The sequence below is a fragment of the Stenotrophomonas sp. LST15-1-1.1 genome (assembly GCF_040815575.1).
Classification (GTDB): Bacteria; Pseudomonadota; Gammaproteobacteria; order Xanthomonadales; family Xanthomonadaceae; genus Stenotrophomonas; species Stenotrophomonas lactitubi_B.
Map to the genome: position 1 here is coordinate 403,878 of NZ_JBFPNJ010000012.1, position 15,379 is coordinate 419,256.

Genomic DNA, 15,379 nt, shown 5'->3' on the forward strand with positions numbered 1-15,379 from the left:
GCGGCGCTGCCGCCGCGGCCTGCCGGGCCGCGCTCAGCGGTCCAGGCGTACCTGCACACTGCCCGAGTGCGACTGCACGCGGATATCGCCGTCGCCGCTGCCCAGGCGGGCATCCAGGCTGCTGCCCGGCCCATAGCGTGGCCGCTCGATCTTGCCGGCGTCGCTGTTGATCGACCCACTGAAGCTGTTCACCGACAGCTGTGCCGACACCGTGCGCGGCAGGCGCAGGCTGACCGAGGCACTGACCGATTCGACGTTGATACGGCCGCCCGGCGCCAGCCCGGCCGCCGACAGGTCGATGCTGCCCGACACGGTTTCCACCGCAAGCCGCTGCACGCGACCGGCGTCGACCTCGACCCGGCCGGACACCGTCTGCGCACCGATATCGCCCGACACGCCGCCGCCGGCTTCGATGCGGCCACTGACCGTGTTCACGTCCAGCTTCGGCGTCTGCAGTCGCGCACTGACACTGCCACTGACCGTGTTGAGCTTGCTGTCGCCACTGCGACCGGACGCACTCAGGCTGCCGCTGACCGTATCGGCCTGCAGGCGGCGCACGTCAATGCCACTGATGTCCTGGCTGGCACTGACCGTGCTCAGCAGCAGTTCCACCGAGCGCGGCACGTTCAATACCAGCGTGGCACCGCCGTTGTTGCTGCGGCGGGGATACTCGATCTCCCAGCGCACGCGGTTGGCACTCTTTTCCTGGCGCAGCTGCAGGCCATCGCTGAGCGTGCCGGTAAGCTGCACGTCGTTGCGGTCCCAGCCACGCACGCTCACCTTGCCGGCCACATTGCTCAATTCGATACGACCGCCCGCAGCCAGCGTATGGCGTTCGTCGATGCGGGTGTCGGCCAGTGCCATGGCCGGCACCAGCAGCAGCGCGACACAGCAGGACATCAGGGTTCGGGTCATCGGGGGTCTCCTCAGGTCGTCAAGCCGGATTCGGCGGCATAGGCCGCCTGCCGGGTCAGTTCCAGCCGCAGCGCGTAAGTGCGCTTGAGCTGTCCAAGCAGGTGCGGCGCACGCGGGTCCTGCGCCATCGCGGCGCGGATCTGTTCCGCGCTGCGATCCAGTTCATGCAGCGCGGGCTGCCACTCCGGCGCAGTGCCATCAGGCAGCGATGCCACTGCCTGCCGGTACTGTTCGGTCATCGCATCAGCCTGCAGCTGCAGGCCACTGGGTGCAGGCAGCGCCTCGGGTGCATGCCGCCACGGTGCCACCGCGTAGAGCGCGAGGCTGGCCGCCAACGCCGCGCCAACCGGCAACCACCAGCGTCGACGGCTGCGCAGTGGCAAGGCCACCACGTTGTCCTTCGGCACCTGTGCGGCAACCGGTTCGCGGGGTGGCAACCGCGCCGACAGGCGCTCCCAGCCATCGGTGGGTACGCTGCGTTCGCTCGGCAGCGCGCGCAGCCGGGCCAGCAGGTCGTGGTCGGAATCGTGGTCGTGTGTACTCATGTCATGTCTCCCAGCCGTGCACGCAGCAGGCCACGCGCGCGATGCAGCTGTGCTTTGGAACTACCGACCGCCATCTGCAGCTGGCCGGCGATTTCATGGTGTTTCCAGCCTTCGATATCGTGCAGCACCAGCACCGCACGTGCGCGCGGCGGCAGGGTCGCCAACGCGCGTTCGAGATCGCGTTCGGTGCCGGCGCAACCGTCATGCACCGCCATCTCCGGTATGCCACCGTCCACGTCGTCCAGGCTGTCGTGGTCATGCCCGGCGGCACGGCCGCGCAGTTCCATCAACGCGGCATTGACCCCCAACCGATGCAGCCAGGTCGACAGGCTGCTTTCGAAACGGAAGCCGGGCAATGCCTTCCATGCCTGCAGGAAGGCCTCCTGGAGTGCATCTTCGGCACGTGCCTGCTGGCCGCCGCACAGCCGCCACAAGGTGGCAAACACCCGCGGCGAGTGCCGCCGATACAGCAGTTCGTAGGCAGCGGTATCGCCGGCCGCCGCCGCACGCACCAAGGCGGTTTCGTCGACGGCGTCGGTGGCGGCAGGCGGCGCGGGCATGGTGGTGTCGAGCATATCCGTTGGATGCGGCCAGCCGGAAAAAGGTTTAGATCTGCCGACGCGCTTTGCGGTTGCAACCTTTTCGCGGCTGGCTGCATCCATCACAGGTCCCCCGCAGGCCTGCCCGGCCAGGAGCCTCCCATGTCCAGTCCTTCCTGCGCCGCCCTGCTGGCGATCGTGGCCTGCATGCTGCTGCAGGCGTTCGGCCTATCCCTGCACTGGCGTGCCGAGAGCGGTCACGCCTGCCTGCAGCAGCACAAACAGGACCTCGTCTGCCTTGCCTGGACACAGGCGGTCGAAACGTCGACACGCGCCGGGTAACATCAAGCCCCGTTTCCGTCACACGTTGTCGCCCCATGATGTTGTCGCTGAAGGACCACCTGCCCGCCTGGACCCACCCCTGGCTGCATGACATCGGGATCGCCCTGCAGATCCTGATCACCCTGCTCGCCGCCTGGCTGCTGCGGGTCGTGGCCCGGCGCCTGATCCGCCGCTTCGCCGACCACTACACGCTGCCACCGGAAATGGTGATGGGTGCGCGCCGGATCACCAGTTTCGTGGTCTATTTCAGCGCGGTGCTGTACATCCTCAGCCTGCTCGGCGCCTCGCCCTCGGTGTTGTGGACGGCCTTCACCGGTTTTGCCGCGGTGGGTGCGGTGGCGTTCTTCGCGGCCTGGAGCGTGCTGTCCAACATCTTCTGCACACTGCTGATCTTCACCACGCGGCCGTTCCGCCTGCATGACTACATCGAAGTGCTGGAAAACGGCGAAAAGCCCGGACTGAAGGGCCGGGTGATCGACGTCAACCTGATCTACACCACGCTGCAGGAAACCGGCGACGGCCACGAGGGCACGGTGCTGCAGCTGCCGAACAACCTGTTCTTCCAGCGCACGGTGCGCCGCTGGCGCGACCCGACACAGGCGCCCGGCGGCATCCAGGGCGACGGCTGAGGGTGGGTTGGTCGGCAGGGCTGCGCCCTGCACCTGCAGATGCTTCAAACCAAAGCAAAGGCAACAGCAAAAGCTGGGTTCCTGTGGGATGGCGGGGCACTGTGGGTTTGCGGGGACGCCGTGAACCCGTCCATGGGGGCTTGGCAGCCGCATCCATGCGGCTGACACCCCGCAAACCCACAGTGCCCCGCCTTCGACAGGTTCCCGCTGCTGTTGGTACGTGTCGACCTTGGTCGACACGTAGATCCACGCCATGCGTGGATGCTCTTCGATCCGATATCGAAATTTTCGATTCCGATGGAGATTCATCCACGCACGGTGGGATCTACCCGATCGCGGCAATCTGTCAGAGGTGGGGCGGTGTGGGTAGGCAGGACCGTTGGCGCCATGGATGGCGCCATCGAGCCCCCATGGAAGGGTTTACGGCGTGTCCTGCCTACCCACACCGTCCCGCCTTCCCACGGAATGCCCGCTTTTGACGTTGAAGTTGACGTTGCCTCGGCAGGTGCAGGGCGCAGCCCTGCCAAACCCCCTTCACCTCAGCTGGCTGTCCTTGCTGCCACGGCGGTTGTAGCCACTTTGCGCCTGCTCTTCGTCGTGCGCCCGCTGGCAGTTCACGCACAGCCGAACCCCAGGCACCGCCTGACGACGCGCCAACGGAATCGGCGCGTCGCATTCCTCACAGTGTTCCAGGCCCGGGCCTTGGCGCAGCTGGCGCCGTGCGCGGGCAATCGCATCGTCAACGGTGGCGTCGATCTGGTCCTGGACCGCGCCATCTCCGGCCCAACCGGTAGCCATGGCCATCCTCCGCAGGGGTGTCGCCCGATATGGGGACGATACACCCCGCCGCAATCGGCAGCGCCGGGCCATGCCCGGCGGACGCTGCGGCCGGTTCAGCGCCGCCTTACCAGACCAGGTCGTCGGGAACCTGGAACTGCGCGTAGTAGGCGTCGTCCTCGGCGTTGCCGGTGGAAATCTCGGCGCTGGAGCCGGGCGTGCCATGGTCGACAACAATCGCTTCCGGGGCGCGCTCGCGCACTTTTTCAGCCGCCGCGCGCGGCAGCACCGCGTAGCTGTCGCCGTGGGCCACGATGACCAGAACGCCCACCGACAGCGCCTTGCGCAGCTTGGTATCGATCAACAGAGTGCGGATCACCGCGCCATCGCTGAAGCGGTACTCGTCCTCGCCTTTGTGCGGCACGGCGTGGGCGCTGATGATCTGCTTGGCCTGCGCCTTGCGCTCAGCCTGCTTGGCCTGCGCGTTGCGCTCGGCGGCCAGCGCGCGGTCGCGCTCGACCTTCTCGGCGCGAGCGCGTTCAGCTTCACGCTGGACTTCCGCCGACGTCGACTCGGCCTTGCCCTGGCGGGCCTTGGCCTGTTCACGCGCGGCGGCGCTGGCCTGCGACTTCTTGGCCAGGCCGGCCTTGAGCAATTGTTCCTGCAGCGCGTTGGGCTTTGCCATGGTCGATACGTACCGCGTGTAATCTGGATGCCCCATTCTACCGACGCGCCGACGCCCCTGCATGGCTGTCCTGAAGTACCTCACCGGCTACCCCGAACCCCTGGTCGCCCAGGTCAGCGACCTGCTGGCCCAAGGCAAGCTCGGCCCCTGGCTGCAGCAGCGCTACCCCGACCCGCATGAGGTGCGCAGCGACCGCCAGCTGTACGACTACACCCAGGACATGAAGGACCGCTACCTGCGCAAGTCGGTGCCGCTCAACAAGGTCTGCTACGACAACACGCTGGAAGTCATCAAGCATGCCCTGGGCACCCACACCGCCATTTCCCGGGTGCACGGTGGCCGGCTCAAGGCCAGCCGCGAGATCCGCATCGCCACCGTGTTCCGGCAGGCGCCAGCCGCCTTCCTGCGCATGATCGTGGTGCATGAACTGGCCCATCTGAAGGAGGCCGACCACAACAAGGCCTTCTACCAGCTGTGCCAGCACATGGAGCCCGATTACCTGCAGCTGGAGTTCGATACCCGGCTGTACCTGACCGAGCTGGCCAACCGTGGGCAGCGCTGAGCTGGCGTAGCGGCTACACTGCGCGCCCCCTGCCCGACCTTTCGCCATGGAACCGACCCGACTCGACAAACGACTGTCCGCCCTGCTCGGCATCCCGCGTGGCGAAGCGCGGCGCTATATCGAGGGCGGCTGGGTCAGCGTCGATGGCGAGGTGGTGGAACAGCCGCAGCGCCCGGTGGACGAGAGCGCCAGCATCGTGGTGGCCGAGCAGGCCAGCGACAGCAAGGCCGAGCGCGCGAGCATGCTGCTGCACAAACCGGCAGGCGTACCGGCCGATGCCCTGTGCGCGCTGATCCGCACCGAGACCCGCAGCGAGCTGGATGCCAGTGACATCCGTCCGCTGCAGCGGCACTTCCACGGCCTGCAGCTGGCCTCCTCGCTGCCGGCCGACGACAACGGGCTGGTGGTGGTCAGCCAGGATCCGGCGGTGCTGGCACACCTGCAGCGCAACCTGGGCCGCACCGAACAGGAGTACCTGGTCGAAGTGGCCGAAGGCGGCCCGGAACGCGGCCCTTGGCTGATGGCCCGGCTGCAGCATGAAGCAGGCGGCCCCAAGGTCAGCTGGCAGAGCGAGCAGCGCCTGCGCTTTGCAGGCAAGGGGCTGACTGCGAAAGGGCTGAGGACTGCGGTGACGGCTGCCGGCCTGCAGGTGGTGGCGGTGCGCCGCCTGCGCATTGGCCGTGTGGCGCTGGGTCCGCTGGCCGTGGGCCAGTGGCGCTATCTGGGCAGCGACGAGCGGTTCTGAGTCACGGCGCTCCATCCACGCATGGCGTGGATCTACTGATGCTGCTTCATCCACGCATGGCGTGGATCTACTTCCAGGCGTGGCGTGGATCTACGCGTGGTGTGGATCTACCATCGGCGTCATGAGTCTGCGCAAACCCCTATGGCGGCGCCTGCTGCGCGTCGCCGCGATCATCGTCGCCGCCCTGCTTCTGCTGGTCCTGTCCGGCCTGCTGCTGGCCGACCACCTGACCCCACAGGCGCGCGGTGAAGCGTCGCAGGTCCTGCCACTGCAGCCTGCGCAGACGCCCATCGATCGACAGATCGTGTCGCTGCAGTCCGCCCATCCGGGGCAGTCGGGCGTGGCCTTTCTCAGCGATGGCATGGATGCATTCGCTGCCCGCGCGATGATCACCGAACACGCCGGCCGCAGCCTGGACCTGCAGTACTACATCTGGCACGACGACCTGATCGGCCACCTGATGGCCAAGGCGCTGTACGACGCTGCAGAACGTGGCGTGCGCGTGCGCATCCTGCTCGATGACATGAACGCCAAGGACAAGGATGCGCTGATGATGGCGCTCGATGCGCATCCCAACATCGAGCTTCGCCTGTACAACCCGTTCCGCAACCGCAGCGGTATCGCCCGTACGCTGGAGCTGGTGCAACGCGCCTTCAGCGTGAACCACCGCATGCACAACAAGAGCTGGATCGCCGATGGGCGCATCGCCATCGTGGGGGGCCGCAACATCGGTGAGGAATATTTCAGCGCGCGCAGCGACGTGAATTTCCAGGACCTGGACCTGGTGGTGGCCGGCCCGGCCGTGCAGCAGGCCAACCAGATCTTCGACGACTACTGGAACAGCGACGCGGCGATTCCGATCTCGGCGCTGGCGACCTACACCGATGCGCAGCTGCGCCAGCTGGTACGCCAGTCCGATCTGGACGCACTGCATGCGCAGGCGCAACCGTACCTGCAGCGCGTGGCCGAGTCGCGCCAGCGCCAGCGCGCCAGCCCGCAGCCGCTGCACTGGAGCACGCAGGTACGGATCGTGTCCGATCCGCCGATGAAGCACCACGGCGATGCGCACGACGACTGGCTGGTCACCGAGCTGGTCCGGCAGCTGCAGTCGACGCGCTATAAGGCCCTGTTGATCTCGCCGTACTTCGTGCCGGGCAACGAAGGGCTGGACGGCCTTTCGGCGATGGCCGGTCGTGGCGCCCAGGTCGGCGTGGTGACCAACTCACTGGCGGCCAACGATGTGGCCGCGGTGCACGGTGGCTACATGGGCTACCGGGTGCCGCTGCTGAAGGCCGGCGTGCAGCTGTACGAACTGAAGGCGAGCGGCCAGAGCGGTGACGGCAGCCTGTTCGGCAGCAGTGGCGCCAGCCTGCACACCAAGGCATTGCTGGTCGACGACCGGCGCGGGTTCGTCGGATCGTTCAACCTCGATCCGCGCTCTGCCTATCTCAACACCGAGATGGGCGTGCTGTTCGACGACCCGGTGCTGGGCGCGCAGCTGCGCGCGGAGTACCTGCGCCTGGCCAGCCCGGAACACAGCTGGTGGCTCGCACTGGGCGCTGATGACGAACTGCGCTGGCTGCAGCGCGAGCCACCACCGCACTGGGTCGACGCCGAGCCCGGCAGCAGCCTCGGCAAACGCTGGACGGCGCGGGTGATCAGCTGGTTGCCGCTGGAATCGCAGCTGTAACGATCAGCGGGCGCCCCCTTCCCCATCGCCGTGCAGGCTCTCATCCAGTGTTTCCACATTGCGCCCGTGCAGGCGCCGCCAGATCCAGCGCAGCGCGTGCGGCGGCGCTGCCGGCAACTGCTCCAGCAAGGCCAGCATGCGGCCCTGGCTGGCATGCCCGTGCCGGCACAGCAGGCTGGCCGCCGCAGCGGCGCTGGCCAGTCGCAGGCTGTCGGCCAGCGGACCGTCAGCGTCAGGCGCCAAGGCCTGATGCACCGGTTCGGGCAGTTCCCAGGCGGCAGCCACCCGCTGTGCCAGCGGTAGTGACCACTGCTGCAGCAACTGCAGGGCCAGCGCGGGCTCCACATCTTCGCCGCGTGCCTGCGCTTCCTGCAGCAGTTGGCGCATGACCAGCGCTGCGCCCAGCCCCTGCACCAGGCCCAGCCATTGCGCGGCGAAGGCATCGCCGAAGGTGACCGTGCGGGCGTGGTCGGCGGCCGCGCGCGAAGCCAGCAGGGCGTGCTCCCAGATGATCGAACTGAACTGCGGGAACACCTCGCACTGCACCTGCATCACCGGCTGCACCAGCACTGCGCTGATGATCTGCCGCACGCCTTCAGTGCCGACCAGGGTCACGGCCCGCTGCAGGCTTTCCACGGGCCGCTCGTGCACCTTGTAGGCCGGGCTGTTGGCGATCCGCAGCAGGTTGCCGGTCAGCACCGGATCCTGGCCGATGATCGCGGCCATCACCCGCGCCGATGCAACGTCGTCATTGACCGTCTGGATCAGCTGCGGCAGCAGTTGCGGGCGTCGCGGCAGCTGTCGGGTGGCCCAGTCGCGGTCCCGCAGCGCGCGGTCCACCGCCTCGGCCAGGCCCGATGCACTGACTTCGGCGGGCTCGCCGGCCAAGCGCGGATAGAGGGCCAGCGCATGCAGCCCGCGCTGCAGGTGAGCGGCGACCTCGACCGCCGGCAAAGCGTCGCCCTGCAGGCTGGCCGCCGCCGCGGCCACGGCCTGGCGGGGCGCTGCGGCCAAGCGTGACGGGGCCTGCCCGGTCAGCCGCGACAGCCAACGGAGCACAGATCGCCACCACGCTGCGGTCATCGCCGCCCATCCTGTCGTTGTCCTGCTGCTGCCACTGCCTGCGCCTTCATCACATCCGGCCACCTGCCGTCGTCGCAGCATCGGCCGCACTTTCATCTTCTTTAACCCGGGCGCCTCCGGCGTCGACGGCATATCCCGGGCGAATGGACTAGAATGGCGCCGCGCGACCCGTCCCCCTGTACCGACGACGTCGCTTTTTTTGTTTTCGGACCCTACCGTTCATTGGCAGTTCGCCGCAGTTCACCGCAGATCGCGCCATCGGAGACCCCATGCTATTCGAAACCCTCGCAACCACCGGCCACGAACAGGTGGTGTTCTGCCACAACCAGGATGCCGGCCTGCGGGCGATCATCGCCATCCACAACACCACCCTGGGCCCCGCCCTGGGCGGGGTGCGCATGCGCCCCTACGCCAGCACCGACGATGCGCTGGCCGACGTGCTGCGGCTGAGCCGCACGATGACCTACAAGAATGCGCTGGCCGGTCTCAATGTCGGTGGCGGCAAGGCGGTGATCATCGGCGACCCCAAGGTCGACAAGACCGAAGTGCTGTTCCGCGCCTTCGGCCGCTATGTCGATTCGCTGGGCGGTCGCTACATCACCGCCGAGGACGTCGGCACCGACGTCAACGACATGGAGAACATCTACCTGGAGAGCCAATTCGTCACCGGCGTGCACCAGGTCCATGGCGGCTCGGGTGATCCGGCCCCGTTCACCGCCTATGGCGCGCTGCAGGCGCTGATGGCCTCGATGCGCTTCAAATTCGGCCATGAGGAAGTGGGCAAGACCAGCATCGCGGTGCAGGGTCTGGGCCATATCGGCATGGAACTGGTGAAGCTGCTGCGCGACCGTGGCGCCAAGCTGTATGTCACCGACCTGGACAGCGCGCTGGTCGATCGTGCGGTCAGCGATTTCGGCGCCGAGGCCGTCAAGCCGGACGAGATCCACGAAGTGAACGCCGATGTGTTCGCGCCGTGTGCGCTGGAAGGCGCGATCAACGCCGACACTCTGCCGCGGATCAAGGCGAAGATCATCTGCGGCACCGCCAACAACCAGCTGTCCAGCCTGGAGATCGGCGACGAGCTGCATGCGCGCGGCATCCTGTACGCGCCGGACTACGCGGTCAACGCCGGCGGCGTGATGAACGTGTCGCTGGAAATCGACGGTTACAACCGCGAGCGCGCGATGCGATTGATCCGCAGCATCTACCACAACCTGACGCGCATCTTCGAACTGTCGCAGCGCGAGAACATCGCCCCGCAGCGTGCCGCCGACCGCATCGCCGAAGCGCGCATCCTGTCGATCGGCAAGCTGAAGATGCCGCTGGGCCGCAGCACGCCGCGCCTGGGCAACCTGCGCGGCGGCTGATCGCCGCCCTCGCGGACCGGGCGCGTGCCGACCGTGGGTCGGCACCGCCGGGTAGACGCGCCGGGCAAGCCCGGCGCCATGATCAGAAGCCCGTGCTGTAGCGCAGCGCCGCCTGCCGGGCATCATTGCCACCCACGCGCTGGTCGATACCCAGGCTCAGGCGGCCATTGCGGCCCCACCACGATTCCAGCGCCAGGCCGAACAAGGCACTGCCACGCGGTGCGTCGACACCGGCCAACGGCGCCCAGGCATCAACGCCGACGAAGCTTGCCTGCCAGGCCTGCTCACTGCCATCCAGCCGTTGCTGCCATTCGGCATGGCCGCGCAGCGTCCAACGCCCCCACTGCCGCTCGCCCCGCAGGCCCGCCAGCATCTGGCTGCGCTGTGCCCGTGACGCCTCCCCGCGCAGGCCGAAGCCGAAGCCACCCTGCTCGCTGAAGCCGTCGGTATCCAGGCGCGTGCTGCTGGCCCCCAGGTACGGGGTGAACGATGCACCGATGCGGCCGAAACGATAGCCGCCTTCGACGCTGGCACTGCTGAAACGCCCGCCGTAGCGCGCAGACACACCGTAGGCACCGGCGCCCAGCAGCAACTGGCGTTCCAGCTCACGGGTGAACTGGCCGGTACCGAACTGGGCCAGCGCGTAGCCACGCCCCAGGTTCCAGCCGGCATACAACTGCGCCTGCGTCTGGCGGTCACGCCCACGATCGCCGCTGAAGTTGCTGCCGCCGTTGCTGCGCGTTTCGCCGAAGGCCATGCCGAGCAGACCATTGCTGCCCAGTGCCACGTCCTGGCCTGCCATCCAGCCCTGGCTGTCGGCGGCATTGCCGGCAAAGCTGCCCTGCCCCGCTTCGCCCAGCGCGCTCTGCCAGGCGCCACGCAGCTTCGGCGCCGCCTGCACGCGATCAAAGCGCTCGGCAACTGCACGGCGTGACATGTCCACACTGTCGAAGGTCGACGCTTCAGCACGGGCATGCGCCTGCCCGGACAGACTCTCCAGGCTCGCTGACAGGCCATCGGTCCCACCCGCCGTGCGCTGCAGCGCGCCGGCGGCCGCACCGAATGCCGAACCCTGCAGATCCGCATTGCGGTCCAGCGCGGTGAATGCCGACGCCACCCGCAGTGCCGATGCCTGTGCATTGGCGCCGAGGCCGGACGCGGCGGCGGAAACACTGACCTGGGTCAGGTCCATCCACGCATCGTTGCTGCCATAGCCGTACTGTGCCTGCAGCAGGGTCAGGCCGTTGGCGCCGGTGTTGGCCACTGGTGTGGTGAACGTACCGTTGATACCGCCGTTGGCATGGATCAGCCCTTGGCGGCTGCCGGCCTGCGGCACGTAACCGGAAACGATGCCATCGACCACCACGCCACCGGCCAGGCGTGCGGTGCCGGTCACCTGCAGCGGGTTCACGCCCAGCGCGACGATCAGCTGCGCATCCGGCCGCTGGCTGTAATTGCCTTCGATGGTCGCGGTGGTGTTGGCGTTGATCAGCACCACGCTGGCGCCGTTGTCGACGTTGCCGATCACCCGCGGGGTACCCGGCATGAACTGCAGGCCGGCCATCGAGGCACCGCCGGCACCAGAGATGCTGACGTTGGAACGGATCACAGCGCCGCCCCGCAGGGCCAGGCTGCCGCGCTCGATGCGGGTGGCACCGCTGTAGCTGTTGTTGCCGCTCAGTTCCAGCCGGCCATCGCCGCGCTTGACCAGGCCGCCCGCGCCAGCGATGTCGTTGCTCCAGATCGAGCCCGAGGAAGCCGCATCGACATTGACCGTGACATCGCCCCAGTCGAAGCGGCCGGGACCGTTCACTGCCTTGCCGACGTTGAGCATGCCGTAGCCGTAGATCGGATCGACGCCCGGCGCACCGATGTCGGTGGCGGTGCCGAGCAGGGTCTGCCGCACCAGGTCGTTGTCGAAGTACGGGTAGCGCTGCCAGACCAGCGCAGCAGCACCGGAGATCAGCGGCGCGGCGAAGGACGTGCCGTAGTTCCACAGGTATTTGCCGGTACCCGGCTCCGGGAACACCGCGCTGCCGGGAGCGGTCAGGCAGTAACGCGCGGTGTCGCCACAGGCATTGGCCCAGGGCGCTCGCTCACCTGGCTTGTTCGGATCGATCGCGGTGGCTACCAGCCAGCCCTTCTCCAGGTCGGCCGCCGGCAGCGATCCGCCGAAGCCTCGCTGGCTGGGCAGCGCGGCCACGCTGCTGGGCTGGTCGCGCCCCTCGTTGCCGGCGGCGAACACCACCAGGCCACCGTGATTGATGATGAAGGGACGGTATTCGGCCGCGACCTGCGCGGTGGTACCGAGGTCGGTCCAGTACAGGCCGCCCCAGGAATTGTTCATCACCTTCACGCCGTAGTTGATCAGGTCCTGGTGGACCCCGGCCACGCCGAGCGTGCCGCTGAAGGAATTGCCCTTGCCGCTGCCGTCGTCCTTGGGCGCAGTGTCGGAAATGATGCGTGCCGAGACGATCTCCGCACCCGGTGCGATGCCGCCCGGCCAGACGCCCACCGATGCGCCGGCAGCCAGGCTGGCGACGGCCGTGCCGTGGCCAAGCACGTCATCGACGTTGAGATTGTTGCGGCTCGGGTCGATGTAGTTGAGGTTGGCCACCACCCGCCCGTTCAGCGCCTCGGCACTGCGCAGCACGCCCGAATCGACGATGCCGATGCGCACGCCGCGGCCGGTCGCGCCAGTGGCCTGTGCGGCACGCGCATTGGTCTGTGCCAGATGCGCATCCACAGCCGGTTCCAGCGGCCTGGACGCGGGAGGCGGGGTGACCGGGGGCGTGACCGGAGGCGTCGTCGGGGGCGGGTCGATGCGCACGTTGCTGCCGCCCCCTCCACCGCCACACGCCGACAGCGCCACCGCCAGCGCCGATGCCAGGACCGACCTTCCCATCGTCTTACGTTCCATCGTTTCCTTCCCATGAACGTTGGCCTGCCGCCATCCGGGCAGGCATCCAGTACTGCCCAGCGGCAGTCTTCGCCGACCCTCTATACTGAGCCGACCCCCACGCAGTCTGCCGGGAAACGGCGCCGCTTCCAACGCCCGTCGTCTCCTTTCCGAACATTGCTCACGCATCAACGAGATTGCCATGTCCAACATCGTCATCGCCGCCGCCAAGCGCACTGCCATCGGCTCCTTCCTCGGCCAGTTCAACGGCGTTCCGACCCCGACCCTCGGCGCGGCCGCCATCGCTGCCGCACTGGAACAGTCGGGCGTTCCTGCCAGCGACGTCTCCGAAGTGCTGATGGGCTGCGTGCTGCCGGCCAATCTCGGCCAGGCCCCAGCCCGCCAGGCAGCGATCGCCGCCGGCATCCCGCTGTCGGTCGGCGCGACCACCCTCAACAAGGTCTGTGGTTCGGGCATGAAGGCCATCATGCTCGGCCATGACCTGATCAAGGCCGGTTCGGCCAAGGTCGTGGTCGCCGGCGGCATGGAATCGATGTCCAACGCCCCGCACCTGCTGCCCAACTCGCGCACCGGCAACCGTTTCGGCAACTTCCAGGCCGTGGACCACATGGCCCACGACGGCCTGGTCAATGCCTACGACGGCAAGGCCATGGGCGAATTCGCCGAATGTGCCGTGGACAAGTACCAGTTCACCCGCGAAGAGCAGGACGCCTACTCCATCGAATCGGTCAAGCGCGCACAGGCGGCCCAGGCCAACGGCGCCTTCGCCGACGAAATCGTTGCGGTGAAGGTCGCCACCCGCAAGGGTGACGTCGAGGTCGCCAGCGACGAACAGCCCGGCCGTTCGGACATTGCCAAGATCCCGACCCTGCGCCCGGCCTTCAAGAAGGACGGCAGCGTGACCGCCGCCAGCTCCTCCAGCATTTCCGATGGCGCCGCTGCCGTGGTCCTGCTGACCGAAGAAGATGCTGCCGCACGCGGCCTGCAGCCGCTGGCACGCATCGTCGGCCATGCCACCCACTCGCAGGAGCCGGAGTGGTTCACCACCGCCCCGATCGGTGCCATCCACACGCTGCTGGAGAAGACCGGCTGGTCGCTGGACCAGATCGATCTGTTCGAAGTCAACGAGGCTTTCGCCGTGGTGGCGATGGCGCCGATGCGCGAACTGGGCATCCCGCACGACAAGCTCAACGTGAATGGCGGTGCCTGCGCGTTGGGCCATCCCATCGGTGCCTCTGGCGCACGCTTGGTGGTCACCCTGGTCAACGCATTGCGCACGCGCGGCGGCAAGCGCGGCATTGCCACCCTGTGCATCGGCGGCGGCGAAGCGACGGCAATCGCCATCGAGTTGATCTGAAAGGGTTTAACGTCTATTTCGCAAAAATGAATGCGGGATCGCTTGACACCCAATCTTGGCTTGTCATCATGTTGTCGGCGCGCAGCATGCGCGTTGCCTAATTCTAACGACGAGGATTTACACAATGAGCATCAACAAGCTGCTGGTCGCGATGTCCCTGGCTCTGGCCCTGGCCGCCTGCTCGAAGCAGGAAGCTGCCCAGGACGCCGCTGCTTCGGCCAACCAGGCCGCCACCGAAGCCCAGGCTGCTGCCGACCAGGCCGCCGCTGCTGGCGCCCAGACCGCCGACGCTGCCCAGCAGGCCGCTGACACCGCCGCCACCGCTGCTGACGCTTCGGTTGACGCCGCTGCCCAGGCTGCTGGCGCTGCCACCGACGCTGCTGCCGGCGCTGCTGCCGACGCTGCCAAGGCTGCTGAAGGCACCGCCGAGAAGGCCAAGGACGCTGCTGAAGAAGCCAAGAAGTAATAACTTCTTTCTTCAAGCTGTTCTGAAGAAGCCGCTGGTTCGCCAGCGGCTTTTTCTTTGCGCGCCGTTCCGTGCGCAGGTCACCACCACGTCTTCACAACGGTATGAATAGGCTGGCGTCCCCATCCATTGCAGCACCGGAGACCGCCATGAAGATTCGCCCGCTGACCACCACCCTGCTGGCCGCCTCCCTGCTGCTCGCACTGGCCGCCTGCAAGGGCCCGGAAGCCGAACAGGCCAAACAGGATGCCGCGCAGGCCGCCGACAGTGCTGGTGTTGCCGCACGCGATGCCGTCGACAAGGCTGCCGCAGCCACCCGTGAGGCCGCCGACAAGACCGCGGCCGCCTCCGAGCAGGCTGCCGCCGACACCCAGCAGGCGCTGGACAGCGCTGCCGCCGCGACCGCCAACGCGGCTGACAAGGCCAAGGTCGCAGCGACCGATGCCGCCGCGCACGCCAGCGACGCCACTGCCGATGCCGCGCAGAAAGTTGCCGACAAGGCTCGCGACGTGGCCGACGACGCCAAGGCCACTGCCGCCAAGGAAGAAGCCAAGCACTAAGGCCTTCGAGTTCGCCGGGCATGGCCCGGCTACCGGAAAAAGCCGAGCACGGGCTCGGCTCTACAGGAAAAGCCGCGGCATCGCCGCGGCTTTTCTGCTTTCTGCTTTTCGCTTCTTCTGTTGATTCCGTGCTGGACGCGCACGGAAACCGTCCAAGGCCGCGCGGGTGGGCTGCGCAGGGGCGTAAGCGCCATGGA

General features: G+C 67.6%; 16 protein-coding genes. 9 read left to right on the plus strand and 7 right to left on the minus strand.

What is annotated here, in order from left to right; translation table 11 throughout:
• Positions 1-33 precede the first annotated feature (33 nt).
• Genes MRBLST15_RS09595 through MRBLST15_RS09605 form a run of 3 tightly spaced genes read right to left on the minus strand, consistent with a single transcriptional unit; the run spans position 34 to position 2,035 of the window.
• The gene (locus MRBLST15_RS09595; RefSeq protein ID WP_367785779.1) at positions 34-915 is read right to left on the minus strand and encodes a DUF4097 family beta strand repeat-containing protein; all 882 of its coding nucleotides are present in this window, start codon (positions 913-915) and stop codon (positions 34-36) included.
• 11 nt (positions 916-926) lie between these two features.
• Positions 927-1,460: a hypothetical protein gene (locus tag MRBLST15_RS09600; protein WP_312705625.1), complete on the minus strand. Its 534-nt coding sequence runs from the start codon at positions 1,458-1,460 to the stop codon at positions 927-929.
• Positions 1,457-2,035, minus strand: a complete 579-nt coding sequence (locus MRBLST15_RS09605; RefSeq protein WP_100461324.1) for an RNA polymerase sigma factor — start codon at positions 2,033-2,035, stop codon at positions 1,457-1,459. Before MRBLST15_RS09605 ends, MRBLST15_RS09600 begins: the two co-directional genes overlap by 4 nt.
• 126 nt (positions 2,036-2,161) lie before the next feature.
• Here MRBLST15_RS09605 and MRBLST15_RS09610 point away from each other — a divergent pair, with 126 nt between their 5' ends.
• Positions 2,162-2,341 carry a hypothetical protein gene (locus MRBLST15_RS09610; RefSeq protein ID WP_100461328.1) on the plus strand — a complete coding sequence of 60 codons (180 nt, stop codon included), beginning with the start codon at positions 2,162-2,164 and terminating at the stop codon, positions 2,339-2,341.
• A gap of 35 nt (positions 2,342-2,376) precedes the next feature.
• The gene (locus MRBLST15_RS09615) at positions 2,377-2,970 is read left to right on the plus strand and encodes a mechanosensitive ion channel family protein (RefSeq protein WP_367785780.1); all 594 of its coding nucleotides are present in this window, start codon (positions 2,377-2,379) and stop codon (positions 2,968-2,970) included.
• Positions 2,971-3,504: 534 nt separating this feature from the next.
• Here MRBLST15_RS09615 and MRBLST15_RS09620 read toward each other — a convergent pair.
• Complete coding sequence (locus MRBLST15_RS09620; protein ID WP_367785781.1) at positions 3,505-3,768, minus strand: DksA/TraR family C4-type zinc finger protein; 264 nt, start codon at positions 3,766-3,768, stop codon at positions 3,505-3,507.
• A gap of 106 nt (positions 3,769-3,874) precedes the next feature.
• The gene (locus MRBLST15_RS09625; protein ID WP_367785782.1) at positions 3,875-4,432 is read right to left on the minus strand and encodes a DUF2058 domain-containing protein; all 558 of its coding nucleotides are present in this window, start codon (positions 4,430-4,432) and stop codon (positions 3,875-3,877) included.
• A 61-nt stretch (positions 4,433-4,493) separates the two neighbouring features.
• Here MRBLST15_RS09625 and MRBLST15_RS09630 point away from each other — a divergent pair, with 61 nt between their 5' ends.
• The 3 genes from MRBLST15_RS09630 (at position 4,494) to MRBLST15_RS09640 (ending at position 7,429) form a co-directional block, all read left to right on the plus strand.
• Positions 4,494-4,994: a M48 family metallopeptidase gene (locus MRBLST15_RS09630; protein ID WP_059064772.1), complete on the plus strand. Its 501-nt coding sequence runs from the start codon at positions 4,494-4,496 to the stop codon at positions 4,992-4,994.
• A gap of 46 nt (positions 4,995-5,040) precedes the next feature.
• Positions 5,041-5,739: an RNA pseudouridine synthase gene (locus MRBLST15_RS09635; protein ID WP_025879164.1), complete on the plus strand. Its 699-nt coding sequence runs from the start codon at positions 5,041-5,043 to the stop codon at positions 5,737-5,739.
• Between the two features lie 121 nt (positions 5,740-5,860).
• Positions 5,861-7,429: a phospholipase D family protein gene (locus tag MRBLST15_RS09640; RefSeq protein WP_265952849.1), complete on the plus strand. Its 1,569-nt coding sequence runs from the start codon at positions 5,861-5,863 to the stop codon at positions 7,427-7,429.
• 3 nt (positions 7,430-7,432) lie between these two features.
• Here the strand turns inward: MRBLST15_RS09640 and MRBLST15_RS09645 are convergent, their stop codons facing one another.
• Positions 7,433-8,512 (minus strand): HDOD domain-containing protein, encoded by a 1,080-nt coding sequence (locus MRBLST15_RS09645; protein ID WP_265952848.1) that lies wholly within the window; start codon positions 8,510-8,512, stop codon positions 7,433-7,435.
• A gap of 269 nt (positions 8,513-8,781) precedes the next feature.
• Between MRBLST15_RS09645 and MRBLST15_RS09650 the strand changes: the two genes are divergently transcribed.
• A complete protein-coding gene (locus MRBLST15_RS09650; protein ID WP_099818951.1) occupies positions 8,782-9,879 on the plus strand; it encodes a Glu/Leu/Phe/Val dehydrogenase dimerization domain-containing protein in 1,098 nt (365 codons plus the stop codon).
• Positions 9,880-9,961: 82 nt separating this feature from the next.
• Here MRBLST15_RS09650 and MRBLST15_RS09655 read toward each other — a convergent pair whose 3' ends face one another.
• On the minus strand, positions 9,962-12,799 hold the full coding sequence (locus tag MRBLST15_RS09655) for a S8 family serine peptidase (protein ID WP_367785783.1): 2,838 nt from the start codon (positions 12,797-12,799) through the stop codon (positions 9,962-9,964).
• Positions 12,800-12,980: 181 nt separating this feature from the next.
• Between MRBLST15_RS09655 and MRBLST15_RS09660 the strand changes: the two genes are divergently transcribed.
• The 3 genes from MRBLST15_RS09660 to MRBLST15_RS09670 all read left to right on the plus strand — a co-directional run bounded on the left by MRBLST15_RS09660 (position 12,981) and on the right by MRBLST15_RS09670 (position 15,182).
• Positions 12,981-14,156 carry a thiolase family protein gene (locus MRBLST15_RS09660; protein WP_312705634.1) on the plus strand — a complete coding sequence of 392 codons (1,176 nt, stop codon included), beginning with the start codon at positions 12,981-12,983 and terminating at the stop codon, positions 14,154-14,156.
• Between the two features lie 124 nt (positions 14,157-14,280).
• Positions 14,281-14,622, plus strand: coding sequence for a hypothetical protein (locus MRBLST15_RS09665; protein WP_089236409.1), 342 nt, complete (start codon positions 14,281-14,283; stop codon positions 14,620-14,622).
• A 149-nt stretch (positions 14,623-14,771) separates the two neighbouring features.
• Positions 14,772-15,182 (plus strand): hypothetical protein, encoded by a 411-nt coding sequence (locus tag MRBLST15_RS09670; protein ID WP_099818948.1) that lies wholly within the window; start codon positions 14,772-14,774, stop codon positions 15,180-15,182.
• Positions 15,183-15,379: the final 197 nt, after the last annotated feature.

Coding starts and splice junctions, on each gene's coding strand:
- MRBLST15_RS09595 (WP_367785779.1), bottom strand. CDS start 915: ATGACCCGAACCCTGATGTCCTGCTGTGTCGCGCTGCTGCTGGTGCCG.
- MRBLST15_RS09600 (WP_312705625.1), bottom strand. CDS start 1,460: ATGAGTACACACGACCACGATTCCGACCACGACCTGCTGGCCCGGCTG.
- MRBLST15_RS09605 (WP_100461324.1), bottom strand. CDS start 2,035: ATGCTCGACACCACCATGCCCGCGCCGCCTGCCGCCACCGACGCCGTC.
- MRBLST15_RS09610 (WP_100461328.1), top strand. CDS start 2,162: ATGTCCAGTCCTTCCTGCGCCGCCCTGCTGGCGATCGTGGCCTGCATG.
- MRBLST15_RS09615 (WP_367785780.1), top strand. CDS start 2,377: ATGATGTTGTCGCTGAAGGACCACCTGCCCGCCTGGACCCACCCCTGG.
- MRBLST15_RS09620 (WP_367785781.1), bottom strand. CDS start 3,768: ATGGCTACCGGTTGGGCCGGAGATGGCGCGGTCCAGGACCAGATCGAC.
- MRBLST15_RS09625 (WP_367785782.1), bottom strand. CDS start 4,432: ATGGCAAAGCCCAACGCGCTGCAGGAACAATTGCTCAAGGCCGGCCTG.
- MRBLST15_RS09630 (WP_059064772.1), top strand. CDS start 4,494: ATGGCTGTCCTGAAGTACCTCACCGGCTACCCCGAACCCCTGGTCGCC.
- MRBLST15_RS09635 (WP_025879164.1), top strand. CDS start 5,041: ATGGAACCGACCCGACTCGACAAACGACTGTCCGCCCTGCTCGGCATC.
- MRBLST15_RS09640 (WP_265952849.1), top strand. CDS start 5,861: ATGAGTCTGCGCAAACCCCTATGGCGGCGCCTGCTGCGCGTCGCCGCG.
- MRBLST15_RS09645 (WP_265952848.1), bottom strand. CDS start 8,512: ATGACCGCAGCGTGGTGGCGATCTGTGCTCCGTTGGCTGTCGCGGCTG.
- MRBLST15_RS09650 (WP_099818951.1), top strand. CDS start 8,782: ATGCTATTCGAAACCCTCGCAACCACCGGCCACGAACAGGTGGTGTTC.
- MRBLST15_RS09655 (WP_367785783.1), bottom strand. CDS start 12,799: ATGGAACGTAAGACGATGGGAAGGTCGGTCCTGGCATCGGCGCTGGCG.
- MRBLST15_RS09660 (WP_312705634.1), top strand. CDS start 12,981: ATGTCCAACATCGTCATCGCCGCCGCCAAGCGCACTGCCATCGGCTCC.
- MRBLST15_RS09665 (WP_089236409.1), top strand. CDS start 14,281: ATGAGCATCAACAAGCTGCTGGTCGCGATGTCCCTGGCTCTGGCCCTG.
- MRBLST15_RS09670 (WP_099818948.1), top strand. CDS start 14,772: ATGAAGATTCGCCCGCTGACCACCACCCTGCTGGCCGCCTCCCTGCTG.